This window comes from Corynebacterium sp. ACRPF (assembly GCF_022347395.1).
Lineage (GTDB): Bacteria > Actinomycetota > Actinomycetes > Mycobacteriales > Mycobacteriaceae > Corynebacterium > Corynebacterium tuberculostearicum_D.
Window position 1 is genome coordinate 46,041 of the sequence record NZ_JAKRNB010000005.1, and the last position, 20,929, is coordinate 66,969.

A 20,929-nucleotide genomic window follows, 5' to 3' on the forward strand; every position below is an offset into this window, starting at 1 on the left:
GCCGCGCGTGCCATGCTGGAAGTCATGACTTCCACTTTGCCCGTGCTGCTACTTTTTATCGGCCTCATCCTCGGCGCGGTATTGGGCTGGCTGGCCCATTCTTACTCCGCTACGCGCTCCGCGCCGAGCGCCGAGCACCGAGCGCTGCAAGACTCGCAGCGCCGCCAAGCCGAACTCCAACCGCTAGAAAAGGCCATGGACCGCTTGGGATTTCAGCTCCAAGAAATTGAGGAGGACCGCACCGCGCTGCTCGCCTCCCTCTCCAGCCAGGTGCAGGCGGTGACCCGCACCTCCTCCCGCTTGACCGAACGCACCGACAAACTAGTAACCGCTTTGCGCTCGCCCAATGTGCGTGGCCGTTGGGGCGAGGTGCAATTGGAGCGCGTGGTGGAGCTCGGCGGTATGACCAAACACGTGGACTTTGATTGCCAGGTCTCCGCCCCATTGGGCGGGCGCATCGTCCGCCCTGACATGCTCATCAATTTGGCCGGTGGCCGCCACATCATCGTCGATGCCAAGGTTCCTTTTACCTCTTACCTTGACGCCCTAGAAACCGATGACCCGGAAGAGCACGCCGGCTTCCTCCGCCGCCACGCACACCTCATGCGCGGCCACGTCCAAGCACTATCGCAGAAGGACTATATCGAGGCGTTTCAACCAACGCCCGAGTTCGTCATCCTCTTCGTTCCCGCAGACCCCTTCCTTGATGCCGCACTATCGGTGGATCCTGAGCTAATCGAGTACGCCTTTGAACGCAATGTAGTCATCGCCACCCCCAGCTCACTTTTTGCCCTCTTGCGCACGGTGGCCATGGGGTGGCACCAGGAAGACATTTCCGCCAAGGCTAAGGAAGTCCAGCGCTTAGGGCGTGAACTGTATACGCGCCTTAATACGCTTTCTGATCACTACGGCAAGGTGGGCCATAACCTGGAGAAAGCAGTCGAGGCTTATAACGCCACGCTTTCTTCGCTTGATTCCCGCGTGGGCGTGACCGCCCGCAAATTGCATGAGATGGATATCCCCGGCCGCACGGATCGCACCCCGCGGGAGCCCTCGCCTATCGATACCTGGCCGCGCGGGAATTCGGCACTATAAATCCGCCGCTTTCGTGCGTGGAAATAGCCATGGGCCGGCGGCAACCGGTAGGATCTTCCGACGTGTCACAAGCCAAGCAAAGAAAGTCCTCCGCCGCCCAAAGCTCCGGTCTCCCCAGCATCACGCTGGGCAAGGGCCTTGGGCTGCTCGCGGCACTCTTGCTCACGGGCGCGTTGATTTCCATCCTGATGGGTTCCATCGGGTGGGCTTACCTCGCGTTCCTTGTCATCGGCTCGCTGCTGGTGGCGCTCATCGTAGAAGAACGCGGCCTCTTCCTCACCGTGGCTTCTATCCCCATTGTGTATGCCATAACGGTGGGCGTGGCCGGTTTCTTTATCACCAAGGCCAACTTGCCAGAGGGCGCATCGGCGTTTTCCAAGACGGCGATCGTCACCGCGGCGTTCCCCCTTGTCCAGAGGTTCCTGTGGCTCCTTATTGCCTTGGTGGGCGCGGCAATCATCGCCTGGCTGCGCTGGGCGCGCTTCCGCAAGACGGCCAAGCGCACCGCCAAAATGGAAACCGCTTCCCGCCGTGCCGACGCCGAACAAGACCGACGCAACCGCGAGGAACGTCTATCGGTTGCAGATTTGATGGCTCGCGATAAACCGGCAAAGAACTCCAAGCAGTCTCAAGCCGCTCCGCAGCGTGCCCGCGCCTCGCACACGCTGAAGAAGTCACGCCCCGCGCCCAAGGATCGCCTACGTGGTCGCGACCGTGAAGAGCGTCGCCGAATGCAACAAGAGGAACGCGACAATCTACTGCGCCCGGATCCAGCCCGGCGCACTGGCGAGTCCGTTCCGGCGTCTCAGCAGCAGAAGGAACAGCCCAAGCAAGGTTGGGACGATAACCTCTACGACGAGGACTAAAGCAAAAAGAAAGGCCCGTTTCCGGGCCTTTCTTCCGTTTTAACTGCCGTATAGGCAAACGCTACTTAGATTCGTGCTGGGCGCAGGTCGCGCGGTAGGGCGAAGGTAATCGTCTCGGTAGAGGTCGTTACCTGTTCTACGTCGCTATAACCGCGCTCGTCCAGGAACTCCAGTACTTCGCGTACCAGCAACTCAGGTACCGAAGCACCGCAGGTTACGCCGACCGTCTGGACGCCTTCCAACCAAGATTCGTCGATTTCCTTGGCAAAATCCACGAGGTGGGAAGTCTTGGCGCCTGCCTCAAGCGCCACCTCAACCAAGCGCACCGAGTTAGAGGAGTTCTTAGAGCCCACCACAATCATCAGGTCGCACTGTGGGGCGATGGCCTTGACGGATTCTTGGCGGTTTTGGGTGGCGTAGCAAATATCGTCTGAAGGCGGGTTCTCCAAGTGCGGGAAGCGCTCGCGCAGCTTATTGACGATGGTGATGGTCTCATCCACCGATAGCGTGGTCTGGGACAGCCAAATAAGCTTCTCATCCTGCAAGAAATCTGGCAGCTTGGCGACGCCCTCGACACCGTCCACGAGGTGGGTGACCTCAGGTGCTTCGCCGGCAGTGCCTTCTACTTCTTCGTGGCCTTCGTGGCCAACCAAGAGGATGTGGTAGCCATCGCGCTGGAAGCGCTGGGCTTCCTTATGCACCTTGGTAACCAATGGGCAGGTGGCGTCCAAAGTAAGCTGCTTGCGCTGCGTTGCTTCTGCGCGCACGGCAGGGGAAATACCGTGGGCAGAGAAGACTAGGTGGGCGCCTTCTGGCGCCTCAGAGGCCTCGTCGACGAAGATGACGCCGCGTTCTGCCAGAGATTCTACGACGTAACGGTTGTGCACGATTTGCTTGCGTACATAAATGGGCGCGCCGTACTTTTCCAGCGCCTTTTCTACGGTCTCGACCGCGCGGTCCACGCCTGCGCAGTATCCGCGCGGGGCCGCGAGGAGAACATTTTTACCATCAGTCATGGCTCCCAGAGTATCGAAACACTACGCAAAACAATAGTGGGGCCTAACGTCACCTTTCTGGCTACCCCGAGCGGGACAATAGACCGCGCTGGCCCCTAAACTAGACGGAAGAACACGGCAGACTGAAGAAAGGGAGGCTGTGTGAATCAACCGGCAAATACTCCGGATACTCCCTGGCCCGTTGGCAAGGTCAATGACCAAGTCAAGGGCTGGATCGAGCGCCTGGGTTACCTGTGGGTAGAGGGTCAGTTGACCCAAATTAACTTCAAGCCCACCTGGAAGCTGTCCTACCTCACTCTGCGTGACGTACAGCAGGAAAAGTCCGTGCAATTGACTTGCCCATCATCGATGCTGCAGTCATTGTCAGCACCGCTGAAAGACGGCGACCGCGTCATTGTCCATGGCAAGCCAGCCTTTTACGCGGGACGCGGGTCCTTTTCACTGTGGACCACCGAAATTCGTCATGTAGGCATTGGCGATCTGCTCGCTCGTATTGAAAAGCTGCGCCAACAGCTGGCTACTGAAGGCCTTTTCGATCCCGCACGCAAGCGGCCCCTCCCCTACCTGCCACACAAAATTGGGCTGATTACCGGACGCGGCTCGGCTGCAGAGCGGGATGTGATGGCGGTAGCCCATGACCGCTGGCCAGCGGTGCAGTTCCGCGTCCTCAATACCGCGGTCCAGGGTGCGAATACCGTGCCTGAGGTTATTGATGCGCTCCAGCAGCTTGATGCGGATCCTGAAGTCGACGTCATCATCATCGCCCGTGGCGGCGGCTCCGTGGAAGATCTGCTGCCTTTCTCGGAAGAAGCACTGCAACGCGCAGTGGCTGCGGCCGGCACCCCGGTAGTCTCTGCCATTGGCCATGAGCCGGACAGCCCGGTGCTCGATAACGTCGCCGACCTGCGCGCTGCGACGCCTACCGACGCCGCCAAGCGCGTCGTGCCCTCTGTGACAGAGGAGCGCGCCATCGTCGCAGAGGCTCGCTCTCGCATGGCGGCCGCGCTGCGCGGCTGGGTGGAAAGGGAACGGCGCGGCCTCGACAATATTCGTTCCCGGCCTGTCATGGCGGACCCAATGACCCCTATCCGTGCGCGCCGCGAAGAGGTAGAGCGCACCCGCGCCACCATGCGGCGAGAAATTGAAGTCATGGTGGAGCGAGAAACCCGCCACGTGGAATCGCTGCGCGCCCGCGTTTCGGCCTTGGGTCCGTCGGCGACTCTCGCCCGCGGGTACTCCATCGTCCAGGTAGTGCCCAAGGACGGCTCCGGCCCTGAGGTTGTGACTTCATATGAGCAATCCCCACCCGGCGCACAGTTGCGCATTCGCGTAGGCGATGGATCTATTACCGCAGTTTCTATGGCCTCCCAGGCCGCCGATTAATCACCAGACGAGGAGAAAATCATGTCCGAGGACACCATTGGTACCGGCCAGCCAGGCCAGGATGCTTTTACCCCAGTAGAAGAATTGAGCTATGAGCAAGCTCGCGATGAACTCATTGAAACCGTCAAGATTCTCGAGCTCGGACAAATGGGCTTGGATGAGTCGCTGAAGTACTGGGAGCGCGGGGAGGCGCTTGCCCGTGCGTGCGAGGCGCACCTCGACGGCGCGGCGAAGCGTGTGGAAGACGCGCTCGATCGGGCCGAGGACGCAGACGCTGAAGGAGACGAGTAGTGCAGATTTATGGGTATCCAGGCGAGCGCGTGGACTTTGTATCGAAATCCGCGGCCGCCGGTTCCATCATGGCGGGAGACTCCCGAGAATTCGTAGAAGAATTCTTCGGCCCTGCGCACACCCGCGACGATAATGAGGTGAGCTACTTCTCCCAATCTGTGGTGCTGCGCTTTACGGACGACAAAGTACGCGAGATTGCCATTTATCCGCAGCGCTCGCAGCGCGAGCGCATCGATGTCTTTGCAGGAAAAACACGCCTCAGCGGCCTAGATTCGCAGGCCCTAGCTGAAGTTATCGCCCAAGCCGGCGACGGTCTTAGCGCCACCGCCGCGGAAGAAGGCTTGGGCGAGGTTATTTTTCGGCTATAGGTGCGGCGTCGATAAACGCAGCGGTAGCAGCCTCAAAGTCACTGTCGTCCGCGGCGCCGGAGATGATGAGACGGGCATCGCCCAAATCCGTAACCCACAGGCGGCGCACGGAATCATCGTCGCTTTCTAGCACCCGCACTTGGTGGCCCTTGACCTCGCGGGCGGATTCAATGCCGCGGTAGTTGGCATCGTACGCCTCGCCTGCCTTATCGGCCGCGACCTGCGTTTGTGTAGACTCCACAAACCCTTGGTCAGCGGTCACCCAGCTGACCACGGTGGCATTCTCGCCGCCCATATCTACGCGGCGGGCAGCATTGGCCTCCCAGCCCTCCGGCATTTCGGGATTGCGAATAGCACCGACCCCTGCGCGAGCCTGGGTGTCTAGGAAGGTTTGTTCATCCACTTCCTGCACCGCTCCCTGCTGGGTTTCGGAGTTAATTGAGCACAGGCCGGTCGCTCCCACGGCGAGCAGCATCATAATCACCACGACGGCGAGGGACAGGGAAATATCCTTCGCGCCTTCAAAAATCTTTGGTCTTTCTTCTGCAGCCACGCGCCTTAGTATCGCACGGCCTGCTTTCAAAAAGCCACACGGCCCCTTTTGCTCCGAAAGATCTGTCAATCCCCCACAAATGGGGCGCAAAATCGAACCCATTAGAGCAAAAAAGTGCGAGAATGGAAAGGTAGAGCATCAAGGGGAACACCCCTCGATGAGAAAACTATGGAAGGCAACCACTACACATGTCCGAAAATACGTCTTATCTTCCTGACCGCAACCTGGCAATGGAACTGGTTCGTGTCACCGAAGCAGCAGCACTCGCTTCCGGCCGTTGGGTAGGCCGCGGCCAGAAGAATGAGGGCGATGGCGCGGCGGTCGACGCCATGCGCAAGCTCATCAATTCCGTAGCGATGAACGGCGTCGTTGTCATTGGTGAGGGCGAAAAGGATGAGGCCCCCATGCTCTTTAACGGCGAAGAGGTAGGCACCGGCGAGGGTGCCGCGATGGATATCGCCGTAGACCCGGTTGACGGTACCCGCTTGATGGCGGAAGGCCGCCCCAACGCCATCTCCGTCATTGCGGCTGCCGAACGCGGGACCATGTATGACCCTTCCGCAGTCTTCTACATGGAAAAGATTGCCGTTGGCCCCGAGGCAGTTGGCGCTATCGATATCAACGAGTCCGTGGAATGGAATATCCAGTCCGTAGCAAAGGCGAAGAATATTCGCCCCACCGATCTGACCGTGGTGGTCCTTGACCGTCCCCGCCACGAACAGCTCATCTCTGAAATTCGCGCCGCAGGCGCCAAGGTCCGCCTCATCATGGATGGTGACGTAGCCGGCGCTATCGCTACCTGCCAGGATTCGAACTCCATCGACATGATGATGGGCATCGGCGGCACCCCAGAGGGCATCATCACCGCCTGCGCTATGCGCTGCATGGGCGGCGAAATCCAGGGCAAGCTGTGGCCGAAGGATGAAGAGGAAGCAGAAAAGGCCCGCGCCGCCGGCCATGATTTGGGCCGCGTCCTCAAGACCAATGATCTAGTATCCTCTGAGAACTGCTACTTCGCAGCCACCGGCGTGACCAATGGTGACATGTTGCGTGGTGTTTCCTACCGCAATTCCGGTGCTACGACCCGCTCGCTGGTTATGCGCTCCAAGTCCGGCACCATCCGCTACATCGACTCCATCCACAAGCTGTCCAAGCTGCAGGAGTATTCCGTCGTGGACTACAACACGCCAACCAAGAAGTAGGGTTCACCCCCGAAGGCGGCCCTTCTTTTAGATCTCCGCCATACTGGAAAGCACACACTACCCAATTAACTGAGGTGATCTTCACATGACTGAATACCGCATTGAACATGACACCATGGGCGAAGTTAAGGTTCCTGCAGATGCCCTGTGGCGTGCACAAACCCAGCGCGCAGTGGACAACTTCCCGATTTCCGGCCGTGGCCTGGAAAATGCACAGATTCGCGCCCTTGGCCTGCTCAAGGCAGCCTGCGCTCAGGCAAATAAGGCTTCCGGCAAGCTGGATGCGGATAAGGCCGATGCCATCATTGCTGCCGCCACTGAAATCGCCGAGGGCAAGCATAACGACGCCTTCCCAATCGACGTATTCCAGACCGGCTCCGGTACCTCGTCCAATATGAACACCAACGAGGTCATCGCCTCCTTGGCGCATAACAATGGCGTGGAAATTCACCCGAATGACCACGTGAACATGGGCCAGTCTTCCAATGACACCTTCCCCACCGCTACGCACGTGGCTGCTACGGAAGCTGCCGTTAATGACCTCATCCCGGGCCTGAAGGTCCTCCACGAGTCCTTGACCAAGAAGGCCAAGGAATTCGCTGATGTGGTCAAGGCCGGCCGCACCCACCTGATGGATGCCACCCCGGTTACCCTGGGTCAGGAATTCGGCGGCTACGCCCGCCAGATCGAGCTGGGTATCGAACGCATTGAGGCCACCCTGCCACGCTTGGGTGAGCTGGCCATCGGCGGCACCGCCACCGGTACCGGCCTGAATACCTCCGCTGACTTCGGCGCCAAGGTTACCGAGGAGCTTAAGAAGCTCACCGGTGTAAAGGAACTAAAGGAAGCGGAAAACCACTTCGAGGCACAGGCTGCCCGCGATGGCTTGGTGGAATTCTCTGGCGCCATGCGCTCGGTTGCTGTATCCCTCAATAAGATTGCCAATGACCTTCGCATGATGGGTTCCGGCCCGCTGACTGGCCTGGCCGAGATTCACCTAAAGGACCTGCAGCCGGGTTCCTCCATCATGCCGGGTAAGGTCAACCCGGTTATCCCAGAGGCCGTCACCATGGTGGCGGGCCAGGTGGTAGGCAACGATGCAGCCGTAGCCTTCGGCGGCGCTCAGGGCCACTTCGAGCTCAACGTGTTCATCCCGATGATGGCGCGCAACGTGCTCGAGTCCGCTCGTCTGCTGGCTAATGCTTCCCGCGTCTTTGCCGATAAGTGCATTAATCACATCGAGGCCAACGAGGAGCGCATGAAGCACTTTGCGGAGTCTTCCACCTCCATCGTGACCCCGCTCAACTCTGCCATCGGCTACGAGAACGCAGCAAAGGCAGCAAAGCACGCCCTGCACGAGAAAATCACCGTCCGCCAGGCCGTTATTGACTTGGGTTTCGTCGACGGCGAAAACCTCACCGAGGAAGAGCTGGATAAGCGCCTCAACGTGCTGAGCATGACTAACCGCGACCGCGATAACTTCTAAGTAATCGCCGCACCGCTTCCCCGCCCGGGCAGGACTCGGGCGGGGTTTTGCATGTCTGGGGGTAAGGGGGCGTCGACAAGCGCTATGGCATAGCACACATTAGAGGAAACGCACCTCTAAAATCACCACTTTTGCACTTGGTGCAAGTTTGCACCGAGTGTAAAGTTGCATGGTGTGCAAGAAGAACTATCACTACGCGAGCAGAAACGCCTCGAGACGCGCCTGCGCATAGAGGATGCCGCCACAAAACTGGTGGATGAACAATCCTTCAGCGCGGTCACCATTGAGCGGATCTGCGAAGTAGCCGGTATTTCTCGGCGCACCTTCTTCAATTACTTCGATTCCAAGGAATCCGCCGTTTTAGGCGCTCCAAGCACCGAGTTTACGGAAGAGATGCGGGAGTTCTTCCTCAATGAGCCAACGACCAGCATGGTAGACCTCGTCCTCCAGTTGGTCAGACAGCATATGGAAGGCCACCACATCAACCCAACCATCCGGGACCGCCGCAAGCGCATCTCTAATGATCCTGATGCGGCCGCGGCGGCAATAAGCCGGAAGCGGGCAAAATCCATTGAGCTTATCGATCTCATTGAAGAACGCCTCACCACAGAACCGGAGCTTCGCGTCCTCGATAGCTGCTCCTCGAGCACCGAGGCGATGCTCATCGCCGGCCTCGTCCGCGAGGCACTTTGGCTTGCGATGGCATCCCCCGATGCGGATTGCAGCAAGGACCTCCACGCGCGACTCGATACTTCCCTCACGCTAATAACAGATTTTATGAAAGGAATGCGATGGTAGATACGGCTACTAAAGCCCCCTCGCAGGGCCAATCCCGAGCCGATAACCTCGGGCTTATCTTCTCGGCTTTGATGCTCACCATGCTGATGAGCTCTTTGGGCCAAATGATCTTCTCTTCTGCTCTTCCAACCATCGTTGGTGAGCTTGGCGGCGTCGACCACATGAGCTGGGTCATCTCCGCCTTCCTTGTCACCATGACCATCGCCATGCCTATTTCCGGCAAGCTGGGTGACATGCTGGGCCGCAAGTGGCTCTATATCGGCGGTATCGCCACCTTTGTCGTGGGCTCCACCCTCGGCGGCTTTGCAGACTCCATGACGCTGCTGATCATCGCCCGCGCTGTGCAGGGCTTTGGCGCAGGTTTTATGATGATTTCCTCCCAGTCCATCATCGCCGAGGTCACCTCCTCCCGTGAGCGCGGCAAGTTCATGGGCATCATGGGCGGCGTCTTCGGCCTGTCCTCGGTTCTCGGCCCCGTCCTCGGCGGCTGGTTCACCGACGGCCCCGGCTGGCGCTGGGGCATGTGGATGAATATCCCGCTGGGCATCCTCGCCATTATCGTGTGCACCCTAGTGCTGCACCTGCGCGTGGGTGATGCCGATATGAAGCGCTTTGACTGGCTTGGTGCTACCTTCATCGCCATCACCACCGCTTCCCTTATCCTCATGACCACCTGGGGCGGCACCGAGTACGAGTGGGGCTCTTCCATGATCCTCACCTTGGGTGCCATCACCATCATCGGCGCCATCATCACCGTCCTGGTGGAACTGCGCGCCAAGGAACCGCTCATCCCGGTCCGGCTGTTCAAGAACCGCAACATGGCCCTGACCACCCTCTCCGGCGTGGTACTTGGCCTGGCAATGTTCGGTGTTCTGGGCTACATGCCAACCTACCTGCAGATGGTGCACACCCTGACCCCGACCAAGGCGGGTCTCATGATGATCCCCATGATGGTGGGCCTTATCGGTACATCCACTGGCGTGGGCTTCATCATCGCCCGCACCGGCCACTACAAGGTCTATCCCATCATCGGCCTGGCGATTACCGCCGGCGCCCTATTCTGGATGTCCCACCTCTCCGTGGAGACTTCCCTGAAGCAGCTGGGCTGCGAGTTCCTGGTCTTCGGCATCGGTCTGGGCATGGTTATCCAGGTCCTCGTGCTCATCGTCCAGAACTCCTTCCCACTGTCCCAGGTGGGTACGGCTACCGCGGCGAATAACTTCTTCCGCCAGATTGGTTCCGCACTGGGCGCTTCCCTGGTTGGCTCCATGTTCATCCACAACATGAAGGATGAGATGGCCACCCGCATGCCAGAGGCTTTCCAGAAGATGGGCCCGGAGGGTGCCGCCTATGCAGAGAAATTCGGCGATGCCGATGGCGGCGCCAATAGCCTCACCCCGGATTTGGTTGCCTCCTTCCCTCAGCCGATCGAAGAAGCAATCCTCAACTCCTATAATGACGGCCTGACCCCGGTCATCGCCCTGATGGTTCCGCTGGTTATCGTCGCCCTCATCCTCCTCCTGCCACTGCGCGAGGAGCGACTGAAGGAAACGATTGACTAACGGCTCCTCACCGGCACGGGCTCAGTCCACAAACGAGAAGCTGCATGCCTAGCCCCCGCTTGCCGACGCCGCCCCATTCAATCCGCCCGCGGCTATGCCGCTAGCGGCTTGAGAGACAATATGCGCTCTTCGGCGCAGCGCTGGTTCACCCCGCCCTTGGCGGGGTATTTTTATTGCCAGAAACCCATCTGCCGCAGAACTTGGGACCCAATTCCCAAAATGGCAACGATGGCGGCAATGATACCGATAGCCGCGCCGGCGCTCGATCCTCCGCCAATGCCGCTTATCGCCGGCTTCTTGGTGACCGCTACCGTCTGGTTCAGTGCTTCTCCGGCCGGGCGAGTTTCCCCGTTGCGCAGCAGGTATGGAGTGATACGTACCTCAGCCGTGCCTTCTTGCATTGCCTCATAAGTACCGTCAGGATGCACCGCAAGAACGTCCGGATCGGACGAGGTTACCGATGACCCCGGCACCCCTAACCGGGCACCGTCCCATCCCGCAATGCTTAAGCCAATGCTGCCGGAATCGCCCACATGGGTACCGCCGCTAAAACGAATAGCCGCGCCTGCCAGAGCGGTTTCCGGTACCGCAATGGGAAATGCGTGCCGCCCTTCGAGGCGCTCTGGGGCTCCCGACACCGCGTGCTCGGAATAATGGCCGGCCGTCGTGTTTCCAACCTGGGCTTGCGCAAAATGGTGGTTGGCTGGGTTAAGCAAGCTGTAGATATGTCCCGCACCGCCGGAATAGGAACCGTTGGAGCGGATGAGCTGATTCCACTCGCTACTCGAACCGCCATCAGTAGACCAGTTGGAAATGGCGCGTTCCATCGGTGAAGAGGTGAGGTTTTCTGCGAAAAAGGCGCCGGACTTTACCGTCCACGGCTCCTCCCCGTCTCCACGGCGATGATCAAAGTCAAAGTTTTCCTCCGCAGCGCGCTGCATTGCAGTGTGCTCCAATCCCCTGCTCCAGGATATGCCGTTGATATAAGCGGTGCGGTCCGGTGCGACGTCGCGAAGCCTAGCACCATCAAACGGAAGATTGGCATCCCAGGCCTTGGCGCGCAACGAATGCAATTGGCGGGTCACCGTCTCGATATGGGACTGTAGCTCAGGAGTGGCAAAAACATAGGCCACACCACCATCAACCTGGGTGATATCCAACTGGGCAACGGGCACCGAGCCTGCGGAGGGATAGGACACAGCTCCCGCTGCAGGAACAGAAAGCGCCCCTGCTGTCATAGCCGCAACGGTGGAGAACGCAAGGGCACGAATACGCACAGACATTTAAAAGCCTTAGAGAGATAGGGTACGGATACTCTCTTAACCTTATTCCTGTGCGCTGGGAAAAGCTAACGCTTCTTTTCCTCCGGCTTAGGCAAAAGCAACTCATATACGTCGGTATCGCGCCACTGGCCTGCAAGCTCGCCGTAGGTCATCTTCGCCATATGCGAGTAGGTGCCTACTTTCACGAAGCCGCGCGACTTATGCAGCCCCGCAGAACCTGCATTTTCGGGAAAAATCCATGAGTGGATGGCCCACTTGTGTAGGTCTTGGCACACCTCAATCAGACGATCCAGAAGTGCGCCGCCGATGCCGCGCCCTTGTGCCTCGGCACCTAGGTAGATGGAATCCTCCACCACTCCGTGGAAGACGGTGCGAGTAGATACCGGTGCTGCGGAAACCCACCCCAGGACCTTGGAATCATCATCTGCTTCAACGGCCACATGCACCGAAGGCATGATCTTGCCGGCTTTGAATTCCTCAAAGGTCAGGGATCGGGTCTCATAGGTAGCGTGCCCAGTATTGAGCCCCTGTTCATAGATCTCTCGCATCTGCGGGTAATCCGCCGCGGTAAAGGGGCGGATGCGGAAATCTTTCTTCTTGTCGTCCGAAGACGTCTGCTTAGCGTTCTCGCTCATATACAACATTATTACTGGGTATGCCCAGCTTCGCCACGGTGTACACATAAAGATCGCCAAACGCGAACGAACTTGGCCTAGTTGCCGCCTTCCAACAGGTCAGTAACGAGCTCCGCAATGGCAGAGCGCTCGGAACGCTGCAGCGTAATATGCGCAAAAAGCTCGTGCCCCTTGAGCTTTTCAATCACTGCTTGGACTCCGTCGTGCCGGCCCACGCGCAGGTTATCGCGCTGTGCAACATCGTGAGTAAGAACTACTCGCGAGCCCTTCCCCAACCGAGAGAGCACAGTAAGCAAGACGTTTCGCTCCAAGGACTGTGCCTCATCCACGATGACAAAAGCATCATGCAGCGAGCGCCCGCGAATATGCGTCAGGGGCAAGACTTCGATAAGGCCACGCTCGTGTACCTCTTCCATGACGTTGTCAGACACCAAGCCCTCCAACGTGTCATAGACCGCCTGCGCCCACGGGTTCATCTTGTCCGATTCAGTGCCCGGTAGGTATCCCAGCGACTGCCCGCCAACCGCATACATCGGGCGGAAGACCACAATGCGGCGGTGCTCGCCGCGCTCGAGCACCGCCTCCAAACCGGCGCACAGCGCAAGTGCCGACTTGCCGGTGCCGGCGCGGCCACCGATGGAAACTATTCCCACGTTTGGGTCCATCAGCAAATCCAAAGCGATACGCTGCTCCGCGGAGCGTCCCTGAAGGCCAAAGGCATTGATATCACCACGTACGAGCTCGACCACGCCATCAGCACTCATGCGACCCAGCGCGGATTGCGCACCTGCCGCCAAGGTCAAGCCGCAGTGCACCGGCAGGTCCTCCACGGCGGTACCCTTTTCCGTTTCGACGCCGTCTAGCATGACTTCCCCATCACGATAGAGGGCATCGATGACATCCGAGCTGGTTTGCACCATCGCCATTCCGGTATAGCCGGTCAAGACTACGTCCTGGGCGTGATACTCATCCGCTTGCACGCCAACTGCACCGGCCTTCACACGCAGCGGCACGTCCTTCGTGACCAGCACGGTGTCCTTCCCTTCGTGCGCAAGGTTGAGAGCGCACGCCAAGATGCGGTGGTCGCCCTCGGGCCCGCGGAACGCGGTAGGTAGCAAGGATTGGTCTTGATGGTTCAATTCCACGCGCAGGGTGCCGCCATCCACGTTGACGGGAACCGGCTGGTCTAAGGCCTCATAGGTAGCGCGCAGCTCCTCCAAAAAGCGAAGAGCTTGGCGGGCGAACCAGCCAAGCTCCGGGTGATGACGTTTTCCTTCCAGTTCAGAAATAACTACTACGGGAAGGACCACATCGTGTTCTGCAAATTTGCGCAGGGCCCAAGGGTCAGAAAGCAAGACCGAGGTATCCACTACATAGGTCTTGGTAGCGAGGGTGTTATCGGTAGTGGCAAGCGGAGTAGAAAGTACAGAGGGACGAGACATGATGGCAGGGTTCTCCCTTAGTGTGCGGTAGATCAGACTTCTTCCGAATCACCCCGAATCCCCGGGGTTGCCACCCAAAGTAGGCACCGAAGGTTGAAATTACATGGGTGCAAGATGAACATTAAGAAAACGAAAAATCCCTCCGCAGCAGAAGCTGCAGAGGGAGAAGCTCTAAAAGAGCTATTTACTTCTCTACGGAAGAGGTGAACTTGCCGCTCTCGTCCTGGATCCAGGAGATAACGCCATCGTCGAACTGCTGGGTCCAGCCCTTGCCCTGAGCAGCCTTTTCCTCAGCAGCCTTAGGCAGGCCTACCTCAGAGTCCAGGCCACCCTGCTCCTTCCAGGTTTCAGCAATCTTGCCAACGATAGGCTGAGCGCCCTCATCGTCGTCGAAGGTCAGCAGGTTGCCGTTATCGAAGTTAGCCAGGAACTCATCATCGTCACCCTGCTCGATGCTCTTTACGTCGCCCCACTCAGCCTTCTTCTCTTCGATTGCGGAAGCGAAATCAGCCGGAACATCTACGTCACCGTTAGCGGTAGCGATGGACTTGGTAGCGCCGCCCTTGTCGTCAGCGTCATCCTTGTCGTCGGCATCTTCAGAGTCAGATGCTTCTGCATCCTCAGAATCGTCCGCGTCATCAGCGTCATCATTGGAAGTAGCCTCAGCAGCAGCGGAGCCAGCAGCGTCGGTAGCGTCTGCCGCTACGGAGCCGGCGGAATCCTTAGCGTCGTTAGCTGCATCCTCAGCATCGGAGCATGCTACGAGAGCTACGGACAGGGTTGCGGCTGCAAAGCCACCTGCGATACGACGGGTCATCTTCTGCATTACTGCATCATCCTTTCATCGAGAAAGTAAGTTAATCCTAAATTTATTGTTAAATCGTCCTTTATGACGAACAAAGCCCACCGTAACGACGACTCCCAGCTGGCACCACCCGCTCAGACAGGAAGTAGACAGCAAACAGTAAAGGCCTACCTACGTTTGCGCTGCTTAGGGGCCTTCTTTTTCTTTTGTAACGAATTGTTAACGTTTCTCCGCGCTTGCTTCGCCTTCGCCTTTTCCCTGGCGCTGCGTTTCGGCTTCTCTTGGCGGGAGGAACGGGCCGTGCGGCCCTTAGCGACGCCCACGAAGTCCTGAATTGCTTCCCCGTCATCGTCCTTGCGCCACACCAATGCAATCTCCGTCACCGGCACGGACTCGTCCTTAAGGCCCAACGGCACCACCTGCTTTTTACTCAGGACCTTCAGCAGGGGCCGCGGCGCAATCGCGATACCCACATTGGCCGCCACTACCTGCAAGGCGTCGCGGACGGCGGGGACATCGACAAGCCCGGAATCGGCGAGGCGGTAGTTGAGGTGTTCATCGGCGACGTCGGCAAGCGCAAGCTCCTCGCCCACCTCCGCATAGACCGAGTCTTTGGGTACGGCAATGCCAGGGGCCTCTTTATAAAGTCGCACCACATGAAAGGTGTCATCCACCCGCGCATCCGGCAAGCGCGCAAGAGCTAGGTCCACCTCGCCGGCTACCAGCGGGGCAAGCGCATCGTCCGCATCAACGGTGTACAAGCCACCATGAGCAGTATTTTCCTCGAATCGGCGGAACCACTTTCCGGGTTCTGTACCGGTGGCAAAAGCTAAGCGCAGCATAGAGGACAGTCTACTGAAAGTGCTACGGTAAAAGCGTGACTGAAGAACAAAAGCAACCATCCGGCACCGCCATGCGTGCCCAAACCGCGGCGAAGAAGCTAGGCATCTACCTGCCCGCCGCGCCGGACGAGTTCCAAAATAGTGCCATTAGCCACGAAGAGCTGCGCGAACTGCAGCACAACCCACCCGAGTGGCTGCAAACCTTGCGCCGCGAAGGCCCCCATCCCCGCCCCGAGGTTGCCCATAAGCTGGGAATCTCTGTTACCGCGCTCAAGAAGAACGATATGGATAAGCCGCTGACCACAGCGGAAATCAATCAGCTCCTCCAAGAGCAGCCGGAATGGCTCCAGCAGGCCCGCGCTACCATGGCGCAGGCCCGTGGCCATGAGGTGAAGGACTAAACCAGCTTCCAGTCCTCGAGGCCCTCATACAGCGGGTAGTGCTGGGCAATCTTGTCCACGCGAGCACGCAGGGCCTCCACATCGGCATTCTTGCCCTGGACCAGGGCGGTACCGATAATATCTGCAACCTCGGTGGAGGCCTCGGCGTCGAGGCCGCGGGTTGCCAGCGCAGAGGTACCAATGCGCAGGCCGGAGGTGACCATCGGTGGACGCGGGTCATTCGGCACGGCATTGCGGTTAACGGTAATGCCTACCTCGTGCAGCAGATCCTCTGCCTGCTGTCCATCCAATTCGGAATTGCGCAGGTCCGCCAAGACCAAGTGCACATCGGTGCCGCCGGTCAGCACGTCCACGCCAGCCGCCTTGGCATCTTCTGCAGTAAGGCGCTCTGCCAGAATGCGAGCACCCTCCAAGGTGCGCTCCTGGCGCTCCTTGAATTCCTCGGTAGCAGCAATCTTCATAGCAATGGCCTTGGCAGCGACCACGTGCATCAGCGGTCCGCCCTGCTGGCCCGGGAAGACGTTGGAATTGATCTTCTTGGCATAATCCTGCTTGGCCAAAATCATGCCGGAGCGCGGGCCGCCCAGGGTCTTGTGCACGGTGGTGGACACGATATCCGCGTGAGGCACTGGGCTCGGGTGCAGGCCCGCCGCCACAAGACCCGCAAAGTGGGCCATATCTACCCACAGGTAAGCGCCGACCTCATCAGCGATTTCACGGAAGGCCGCGAAATCCATGGTGCGCGGGTAAGCAGACCAGCCGCCGATAATCACCTTCGGCTTTTCCTTCAGCGCCTGCTCGCGCAGCTTATCCATGTCCACACGCATGGTCTCTGGATCCACCTCATAGGCAGCGACATCATAAAGCTTGCCAGAGAAGTTCAACTTCATGCCGTGGGTAAGGTGGCCGCCGTGAGCCAGGGACAGGCCCAAAATCTTGTCGCCCGGCTCAGCGATGGTGGAAAGCACCGCTGCGTTCGCCTGCGCACCGGAGTGCGGCTGAACGTTGGCGAATTCCGCACCAAAGAGTTCCTTAGCGCGGTTGCGGGCTAGGTCCTCCACGACGTCGACATGCTCGCAGCCACCGTAGTAACGGCGACCCGGGTAGCCCTCGGCGTACTTGTTAGTGAGCACGGAGCCCTGTGCCTGGAGCACGGCGCGAGGCACAAAGTTCTCAGAAGCGATCATTTCCAGGGTTTCGCGCTGGCGGGAAATCTCTCCCTGAATTGCGCCGAATACGTCCGGATCGAGGTCGCGGAGGTCAGAGGTAAAAGAAGCCATAAAGGTGTGGTCCCCTTCTCAAAATCAAGCGGTATGGGATGCTGCATATCTTATCGTGCCATGCACCCTTAGGGGGCATACTTTTACCCACGGATTATGCAAGTGCGACAATAGAGCCATGGCGCGCACATTGGATTCGAGTCCTTACCTAGATTTTGACCGCGAGACCTGGCGTGAACTGCGTAAATCCATGCCTCAGGTGCTCACGGAAACCGAGGTGGAAAAGCTTCGCGGCCTAGGAGACCGCATCGACCTAGACGAGGTAGCTGATGTCTACCTTCCCCTCTCTCGCCTCATCCATATGCAGGTCATGGCACGCCAGCAGCTCACCACGGCTACCGAATCCTTCTTAGGCAATCCTCCGACGCACGTTCCCTTTGTCATCGGTGTGGCCGGCTCCGTGGCAGTGGGAAAATCCACCACCGCCCGCCTCCTCCAGGTGCTCCTGCAACGCTGGGAGTCCCACCCCAAGGTGGCGCTCGTGACAACCGACGGCTTCCTCTTCCCCACCAAGACTCTCAAGGAACGCGGCCTCATGCAGCGCAAGGGATTTCCGGAATCCTATGACCGGCGCGCACTCCTCCGCTTTGTCACGGACGTAAAATCAGGAAAGCCATTTGTCAAGGCACCGCTTTATTCCCACATCACCTATGACATTGTGGACGGTGAGTACCAAGAAGTTCACCAGCCCGACATCCTCATCCTGGAAGGGCTCAACGTGCTACAAACGAGCCCCACGTTGACCGTGGCGGACCTCTTTGATTTCTCGGTCTACGTTGATGCCCGCACCGACGATATCGAGCAGTGGTATATCGACCGCTTCCTTACTCTGCGCCACACCGCTTTCCGCGAGCCCAACGCCCACTTCTCTTCCTTCGCAGACATGAACGATGAGGAAGCCCGCGCCCAAGCCCGCGAAATTTGGCAGTCCATTAACCTGCCGAACTTGGTGGAAAATATCCTACCCACCCGTGTGCGAGCCTCCCTCGTGCTGAAAAAGGGCTCGCATCACCTGGTAGAACAGGTGCGGATGCGCAAGCTCTAGCGCCTACTTACCAAAGCGGCGCGAACGTTGGGAGTAATCCCGCAAGGCGCGAAGAAAGTCCACCTTGCGGAATGCTGGCCAGTAAGTATCCGTGAACCAGATTTCGGAGTACGCGGCCTGCCACAGGAGGAAGCCCGACAGGCGTTGTTCACCAGAGGTGCGGATAACCAAATCTGGGTCCGGAAGACCCTTGGTGTACAGGTGCTCCCCAATGGATTCTGCGGTGACGCGGTCCGCCATCTCAGCTGCGGTAGTTCCCTTCTCTGCTTCCGCGCGCACCAAGTTCTGCACGGCGTCCACAATTTCTTGGCGCCCGCCATAGCCCACCGCCACATTGACGATGACACCCGTATTGTCCTTGGTTTCCGCTGCCGCCGTCACCATGCGCTGGCGAATATCATCCGGGAGTAGATCGAGGTGGCCGACCAAGCGCACCTGACAGCCGACGTCGCTATGGGATAGGTGCGTGACCACATCCGAGATGATGTCAAAGAGCAGCTCTACTTCCTGCTCGCTGCGCTTCAGATTCTCCGTGGACAGCAAATAAATGGTGACCACTTCGATATCGGTATCGCGGCACCACGAAATCATCTCTCCGATTTTCTTCGCACCTTGGCGGTGACCATGGCTGATATCGGTGAAACCAGCCTCACGCGCCCACCGACGATTGCCATCGGCCATGATGGCGATGTGCTTAGGCTGCGGCTTGCCCTTGATCAGGCGCGCCAGCCGCGCTTCATAAGCTGGGTAAGCCAGCTGCTTGAGAGAACTCACGCTCATCAGTCTATCCGCCTAGAAAATGGACTTCTTGCGGTTATCGTAAATGCCGGCTTCCTTCATCGCCTCATCCACGGCTTCCTCATCGAACGGATCGATTCCGTGATCCTCCGCAAACATCATGCGACGACGAAAGCGTGAGTAACGGCGATGGAAATTCCAGCCTGCAAACAGCACCGCAACTCCCATAAGCGCCAAGATCAGTAGACCGATGGGCGAAGCTTTGCCAAATTCAGGGCCCATTGGGCCTCCTTCGGCGCCTTCGGTTCCCTGGGCGAGTACAAATACGTCATGTGCGGCAAGCACGAAAGAGCCATACATGCTCATGTCTTAGGCCTCCTCTTTCTCTTCGATGCCGGCGAAGAGGTCATTTTCTGGCAGGGAGGTAGAAACGCGAGTCTTCGCCAGCTCGAACTCCTCGGTGGGCCAAAGGCGCTGCTGTACCTCCACCGACGTCGCCAAGAAGGCACCCGCCGGATCGATCTGCGTAGCGTGCGCCCGCAAGGCCTCCTCGCGATTGCTGAAGTAATCCGCGCATTCCACCTGGGTGGTTACACGCGCCATGATATCGCCAAAAGTGGTGTCCCAGCGCGCCAGCATCGGCCCATAGGGGCTGGTATTCCCCTCTTCTAATAGCAAATCATGGAACATCTTCATGCGCTGGTAGACGAAGCCGTGCGAGTAGTAGAGCTTCAGCGGCTCCCACGGCTTACCCAGCTCTGGGTGATACTCGGCATCGCCCGCCTTCTCCCACGCGATCATTGAAGCCCGGTGCACCATAAGGTGGTCTGGGTGCGGGTAGCCACCATTTTCGTCATAGGTAACAATGACGTGTGGACGAAATTCTCGGATAACCTGGACGTATTCCTGCGCAACGGTGTCATCCCCCAGCAACGCAAAACAGCCCTCCGGCAGCAATTCCTCCATAGTCTTGCCTTCAACCGGATCCGGCAATCCGGAATCAACGTAGCCCAGCCAGCGATGTTGTACGCCCAGCGCCCGCGCAGCGTTAGCCATCTCTTCCCGGCGCACCTCGCCCATCTTTTCCTTGATTCCCGGGCGATCCATGGCGGGGTTAATCACATCGCCGCGCTCGCCGCCGGTACAAGTCAGCACCAAAACCTCATTGCCTTCTGCGGCATAGCGCGCGGTGGTTGCAGCACCCTTAGATGATTCATCGTCTGGGTGCGCGTGGATAGCTAGTAGGCGAAAATCGCTCACTGAAAATCCATCCCCTTATTAATCTAGGTTCTTTGAACAGATGATTATCCTAGTAGATAATTGGAAAACAGTGGTCCTCAGCTAGAGTGGAAGCTATGACTTCCGCCGGAAAATCTCGCCCAGCCGCCCGCTACGGCTCCCGCGGCTCCTCTGAAAAGAACTCTGGTAGCTGGACTAATAGGGCGCTGGTACTCATCTTTGTCGCCATTTTTATCGCGCTCATTTTCTTCGGCTTCCGGTATTTCCAGGAGAAAGAACGCGTGAACGCACAGGTGTCCATCGTGACCCAGGAGGTTTTGAGCGATGATTCCACCCGCGTTTGGGTCGATGTCACCCGCAATCACACCGATGAAGACGCTTATTGCATTGTCCAGGCCTTTGACTACTCCAAGTCCGAAGTAGGCCGCCGCGAATTCCCTGTTCCCGCGGGCGGAAACGAAACCCAGCGCATCGCTGTCGACGTGCCGACCAACGCTCGTGCCGTAGCTGGCGGGGCCTATGGTTGTTCCGGCAATATCCCCGAATACTTAGATATGGATAACCCTGACTACGCGGAAAGCCGCTAGCCGCGTGTGCTA

23 protein-coding genes are annotated in these 20,929 nt (G+C 58.6%); 12 read left to right on the forward strand and 11 right to left on the reverse strand.

What is annotated here, in order from left to right; genetic code table 11:
- Window positions 1-24 precede the first annotated feature (24 nt).
- Complete coding sequence (locus tag MHX61_RS03345; RefSeq protein ID WP_239192596.1) at window positions 25-1,095, forward strand: DNA recombination protein RmuC; 1,071 nt, start codon at window positions 25-27, stop codon at window positions 1,093-1,095.
- A 62-nt stretch (window positions 1,096-1,157) separates the two neighbouring features.
- The gene (locus MHX61_RS03350) at window positions 1,158-1,961 is read left to right on the forward strand and encodes a DUF6542 domain-containing protein (RefSeq protein ID WP_239192599.1); all 804 of its coding nucleotides are present in this window, start codon (window positions 1,158-1,160) and stop codon (window positions 1,959-1,961) included.
- A gap of 65 nt (window positions 1,962-2,026) precedes the next feature.
- Here MHX61_RS03350 and MHX61_RS03355 read toward each other — a convergent pair whose 3' ends face one another.
- On the reverse strand, window positions 2,027-2,977 hold the full coding sequence (locus MHX61_RS03355) for a 4-hydroxy-3-methylbut-2-enyl diphosphate reductase (protein WP_239192602.1): 951 nt from the start codon (window positions 2,975-2,977) through the stop codon (window positions 2,027-2,029).
- A gap of 141 nt (window positions 2,978-3,118) precedes the next feature.
- On the opposite strand from MHX61_RS03355, the gene xseA reads away from it, so the two are divergent.
- Genes xseA through MHX61_RS03370 form a run of 3 tightly spaced genes read left to right on the forward strand, consistent with a single transcriptional unit; the run spans window position 3,119 to window position 5,019 of the window.
- Window positions 3,119-4,360, forward strand: coding sequence for an exodeoxyribonuclease VII large subunit (gene xseA / locus MHX61_RS03360; protein ID WP_239192605.1), 1,242 nt, complete (start codon window positions 3,119-3,121; stop codon window positions 4,358-4,360).
- 21 nt (window positions 4,361-4,381) lie between these two features.
- Window positions 4,382-4,651, forward strand: a complete 270-nt coding sequence (locus MHX61_RS03365; RefSeq protein WP_204609618.1) for an exodeoxyribonuclease VII small subunit — start codon at window positions 4,382-4,384, stop codon at window positions 4,649-4,651.
- A complete protein-coding gene (locus MHX61_RS03370) occupies window positions 4,651-5,019 on the forward strand; it encodes a hypothetical protein (protein WP_204609621.1) in 369 nt (122 codons plus the stop codon). Before MHX61_RS03365 ends, MHX61_RS03370 begins: the two co-directional genes overlap by 1 nt.
- Here MHX61_RS03370 and MHX61_RS03375 read toward each other — a convergent pair.
- The gene (locus MHX61_RS03375) at window positions 5,003-5,572 is read right to left on the reverse strand and encodes a DUF4245 domain-containing protein (protein ID WP_200435108.1); all 570 of its coding nucleotides are present in this window, start codon (window positions 5,570-5,572) and stop codon (window positions 5,003-5,005) included. The two genes, MHX61_RS03370 and MHX61_RS03375, sit on opposite strands and share 17 nt — an antisense overlap.
- A gap of 188 nt (window positions 5,573-5,760) precedes the next feature.
- Here MHX61_RS03375 and glpX point away from each other — a divergent pair, with 188 nt between their 5' ends.
- The 4 genes from glpX to MHX61_RS03395 all read left to right on the forward strand — a co-directional run bounded on the left by glpX (window position 5,761) and on the right by MHX61_RS03395 (window position 10,620).
- The gene (gene glpX / locus MHX61_RS03380; protein ID WP_239192608.1) at window positions 5,761-6,774 is read left to right on the forward strand and encodes a class II fructose-bisphosphatase; all 1,014 of its coding nucleotides are present in this window, start codon (window positions 5,761-5,763) and stop codon (window positions 6,772-6,774) included.
- A gap of 85 nt (window positions 6,775-6,859) precedes the next feature.
- Window positions 6,860-8,260 carry a class II fumarate hydratase gene (locus MHX61_RS03385; RefSeq protein ID WP_239192611.1) on the forward strand — a complete coding sequence of 467 codons (1,401 nt, stop codon included), beginning with the start codon at window positions 6,860-6,862 and terminating at the stop codon, window positions 8,258-8,260.
- Window positions 8,261-8,434: 174 nt separating this feature from the next.
- Window positions 8,435-9,058, forward strand: coding sequence for a TetR/AcrR family transcriptional regulator (locus MHX61_RS03390; RefSeq protein WP_239192614.1), 624 nt, complete (start codon window positions 8,435-8,437; stop codon window positions 9,056-9,058).
- Window positions 9,052-10,620, forward strand: coding sequence for an MDR family MFS transporter (locus MHX61_RS03395; RefSeq protein ID WP_239192617.1), 1,569 nt, complete (start codon window positions 9,052-9,054; stop codon window positions 10,618-10,620). Before MHX61_RS03390 ends, MHX61_RS03395 begins: the two co-directional genes overlap by 7 nt.
- A gap of 170 nt (window positions 10,621-10,790) precedes the next feature.
- Here MHX61_RS03395 and MHX61_RS03400 read toward each other — a convergent pair whose 3' ends face one another.
- From MHX61_RS03400 to MHX61_RS03420, 5 genes are all read right to left on the reverse strand, one after another.
- Window positions 10,791-11,903, reverse strand: a complete 1,113-nt coding sequence (locus MHX61_RS03400) for a hypothetical protein (protein WP_239192620.1) — start codon at window positions 11,901-11,903, stop codon at window positions 10,791-10,793.
- 65 nt (window positions 11,904-11,968) lie between these two features.
- Entirely contained in the window at window positions 11,969-12,538 is a 570-nt protein-coding gene (locus tag MHX61_RS03405; protein WP_049378460.1) for a GNAT family N-acetyltransferase, read from the reverse strand.
- A gap of 77 nt (window positions 12,539-12,615) precedes the next feature.
- Window positions 12,616-13,980: a PhoH family protein gene (locus MHX61_RS03410; protein WP_239192623.1), complete on the reverse strand. Its 1,365-nt coding sequence runs from the start codon at window positions 13,978-13,980 to the stop codon at window positions 12,616-12,618.
- A gap of 184 nt (window positions 13,981-14,164) precedes the next feature.
- Window positions 14,165-14,806: an LGFP repeat-containing protein gene (locus tag MHX61_RS03415; RefSeq protein ID WP_239192626.1), complete on the reverse strand. Its 642-nt coding sequence runs from the start codon at window positions 14,804-14,806 to the stop codon at window positions 14,165-14,167.
- A gap of 146 nt (window positions 14,807-14,952) precedes the next feature.
- The gene (locus MHX61_RS03420) at window positions 14,953-15,627 is read right to left on the reverse strand and encodes a LysR family transcriptional regulator substrate-binding protein (RefSeq protein ID WP_204609636.1); all 675 of its coding nucleotides are present in this window, start codon (window positions 15,625-15,627) and stop codon (window positions 14,953-14,955) included.
- A 71-nt stretch (window positions 15,628-15,698) separates the two neighbouring features.
- Between MHX61_RS03420 and MHX61_RS03425 the strand changes: the two genes are divergently transcribed.
- The gene (locus tag MHX61_RS03425) at window positions 15,699-16,028 is read left to right on the forward strand and encodes a DUF5997 family protein (protein WP_023021891.1); all 330 of its coding nucleotides are present in this window, start codon (window positions 15,699-15,701) and stop codon (window positions 16,026-16,028) included.
- On the opposite strand, the gene glyA is transcribed toward MHX61_RS03425, so the two are convergent.
- Window positions 16,025-17,308, reverse strand: coding sequence for a serine hydroxymethyltransferase (gene glyA, locus MHX61_RS03430; protein WP_239192629.1), 1,284 nt, complete (start codon window positions 17,306-17,308; stop codon window positions 16,025-16,027). The two genes, MHX61_RS03425 and glyA, sit on opposite strands and share 4 nt — an antisense overlap.
- Window positions 17,309-17,426: 118 nt before the next feature.
- Here glyA and coaA point away from each other — a divergent pair, with 118 nt between their 5' ends.
- Window positions 17,427-18,353: a type I pantothenate kinase gene (gene coaA / locus MHX61_RS03435; RefSeq protein ID WP_204609640.1), complete on the forward strand. Its 927-nt coding sequence runs from the start codon at window positions 17,427-17,429 to the stop codon at window positions 18,351-18,353.
- 3 nt (window positions 18,354-18,356) lie between these two features.
- Here the strand turns inward: coaA and MHX61_RS03440 are convergent, their stop codons facing one another.
- The 3 genes from MHX61_RS03440 to mca are packed head-to-tail and all read right to left on the reverse strand — an operon-like array spanning window position 18,357 to window position 20,351.
- A complete protein-coding gene (locus tag MHX61_RS03440) occupies window positions 18,357-19,133 on the reverse strand; it encodes an isoprenyl transferase (RefSeq protein ID WP_150850761.1) in 777 nt (258 codons plus the stop codon).
- A gap of 12 nt (window positions 19,134-19,145) precedes the next feature.
- Window positions 19,146-19,457 carry a hypothetical protein gene (locus MHX61_RS03445; RefSeq protein ID WP_204609642.1) on the reverse strand — a complete coding sequence of 104 codons (312 nt, stop codon included), beginning with the start codon at window positions 19,455-19,457 and terminating at the stop codon, window positions 19,146-19,148.
- 3 nt (window positions 19,458-19,460) lie between these two features.
- A complete protein-coding gene (mca, locus tag MHX61_RS03450) occupies window positions 19,461-20,351 on the reverse strand; it encodes a mycothiol conjugate amidase Mca (RefSeq protein ID WP_239192633.1) in 891 nt (296 codons plus the stop codon).
- A 95-nt stretch (window positions 20,352-20,446) separates the two neighbouring features.
- Between mca and MHX61_RS03455 the strand changes: the two genes are divergently transcribed.
- The gene (locus tag MHX61_RS03455) at window positions 20,447-20,917 is read left to right on the forward strand and encodes a DUF4307 domain-containing protein (RefSeq protein ID WP_239192637.1); all 471 of its coding nucleotides are present in this window, start codon (window positions 20,447-20,449) and stop codon (window positions 20,915-20,917) included.
- Window positions 20,918-20,929: the final 12 nt, after the last annotated feature.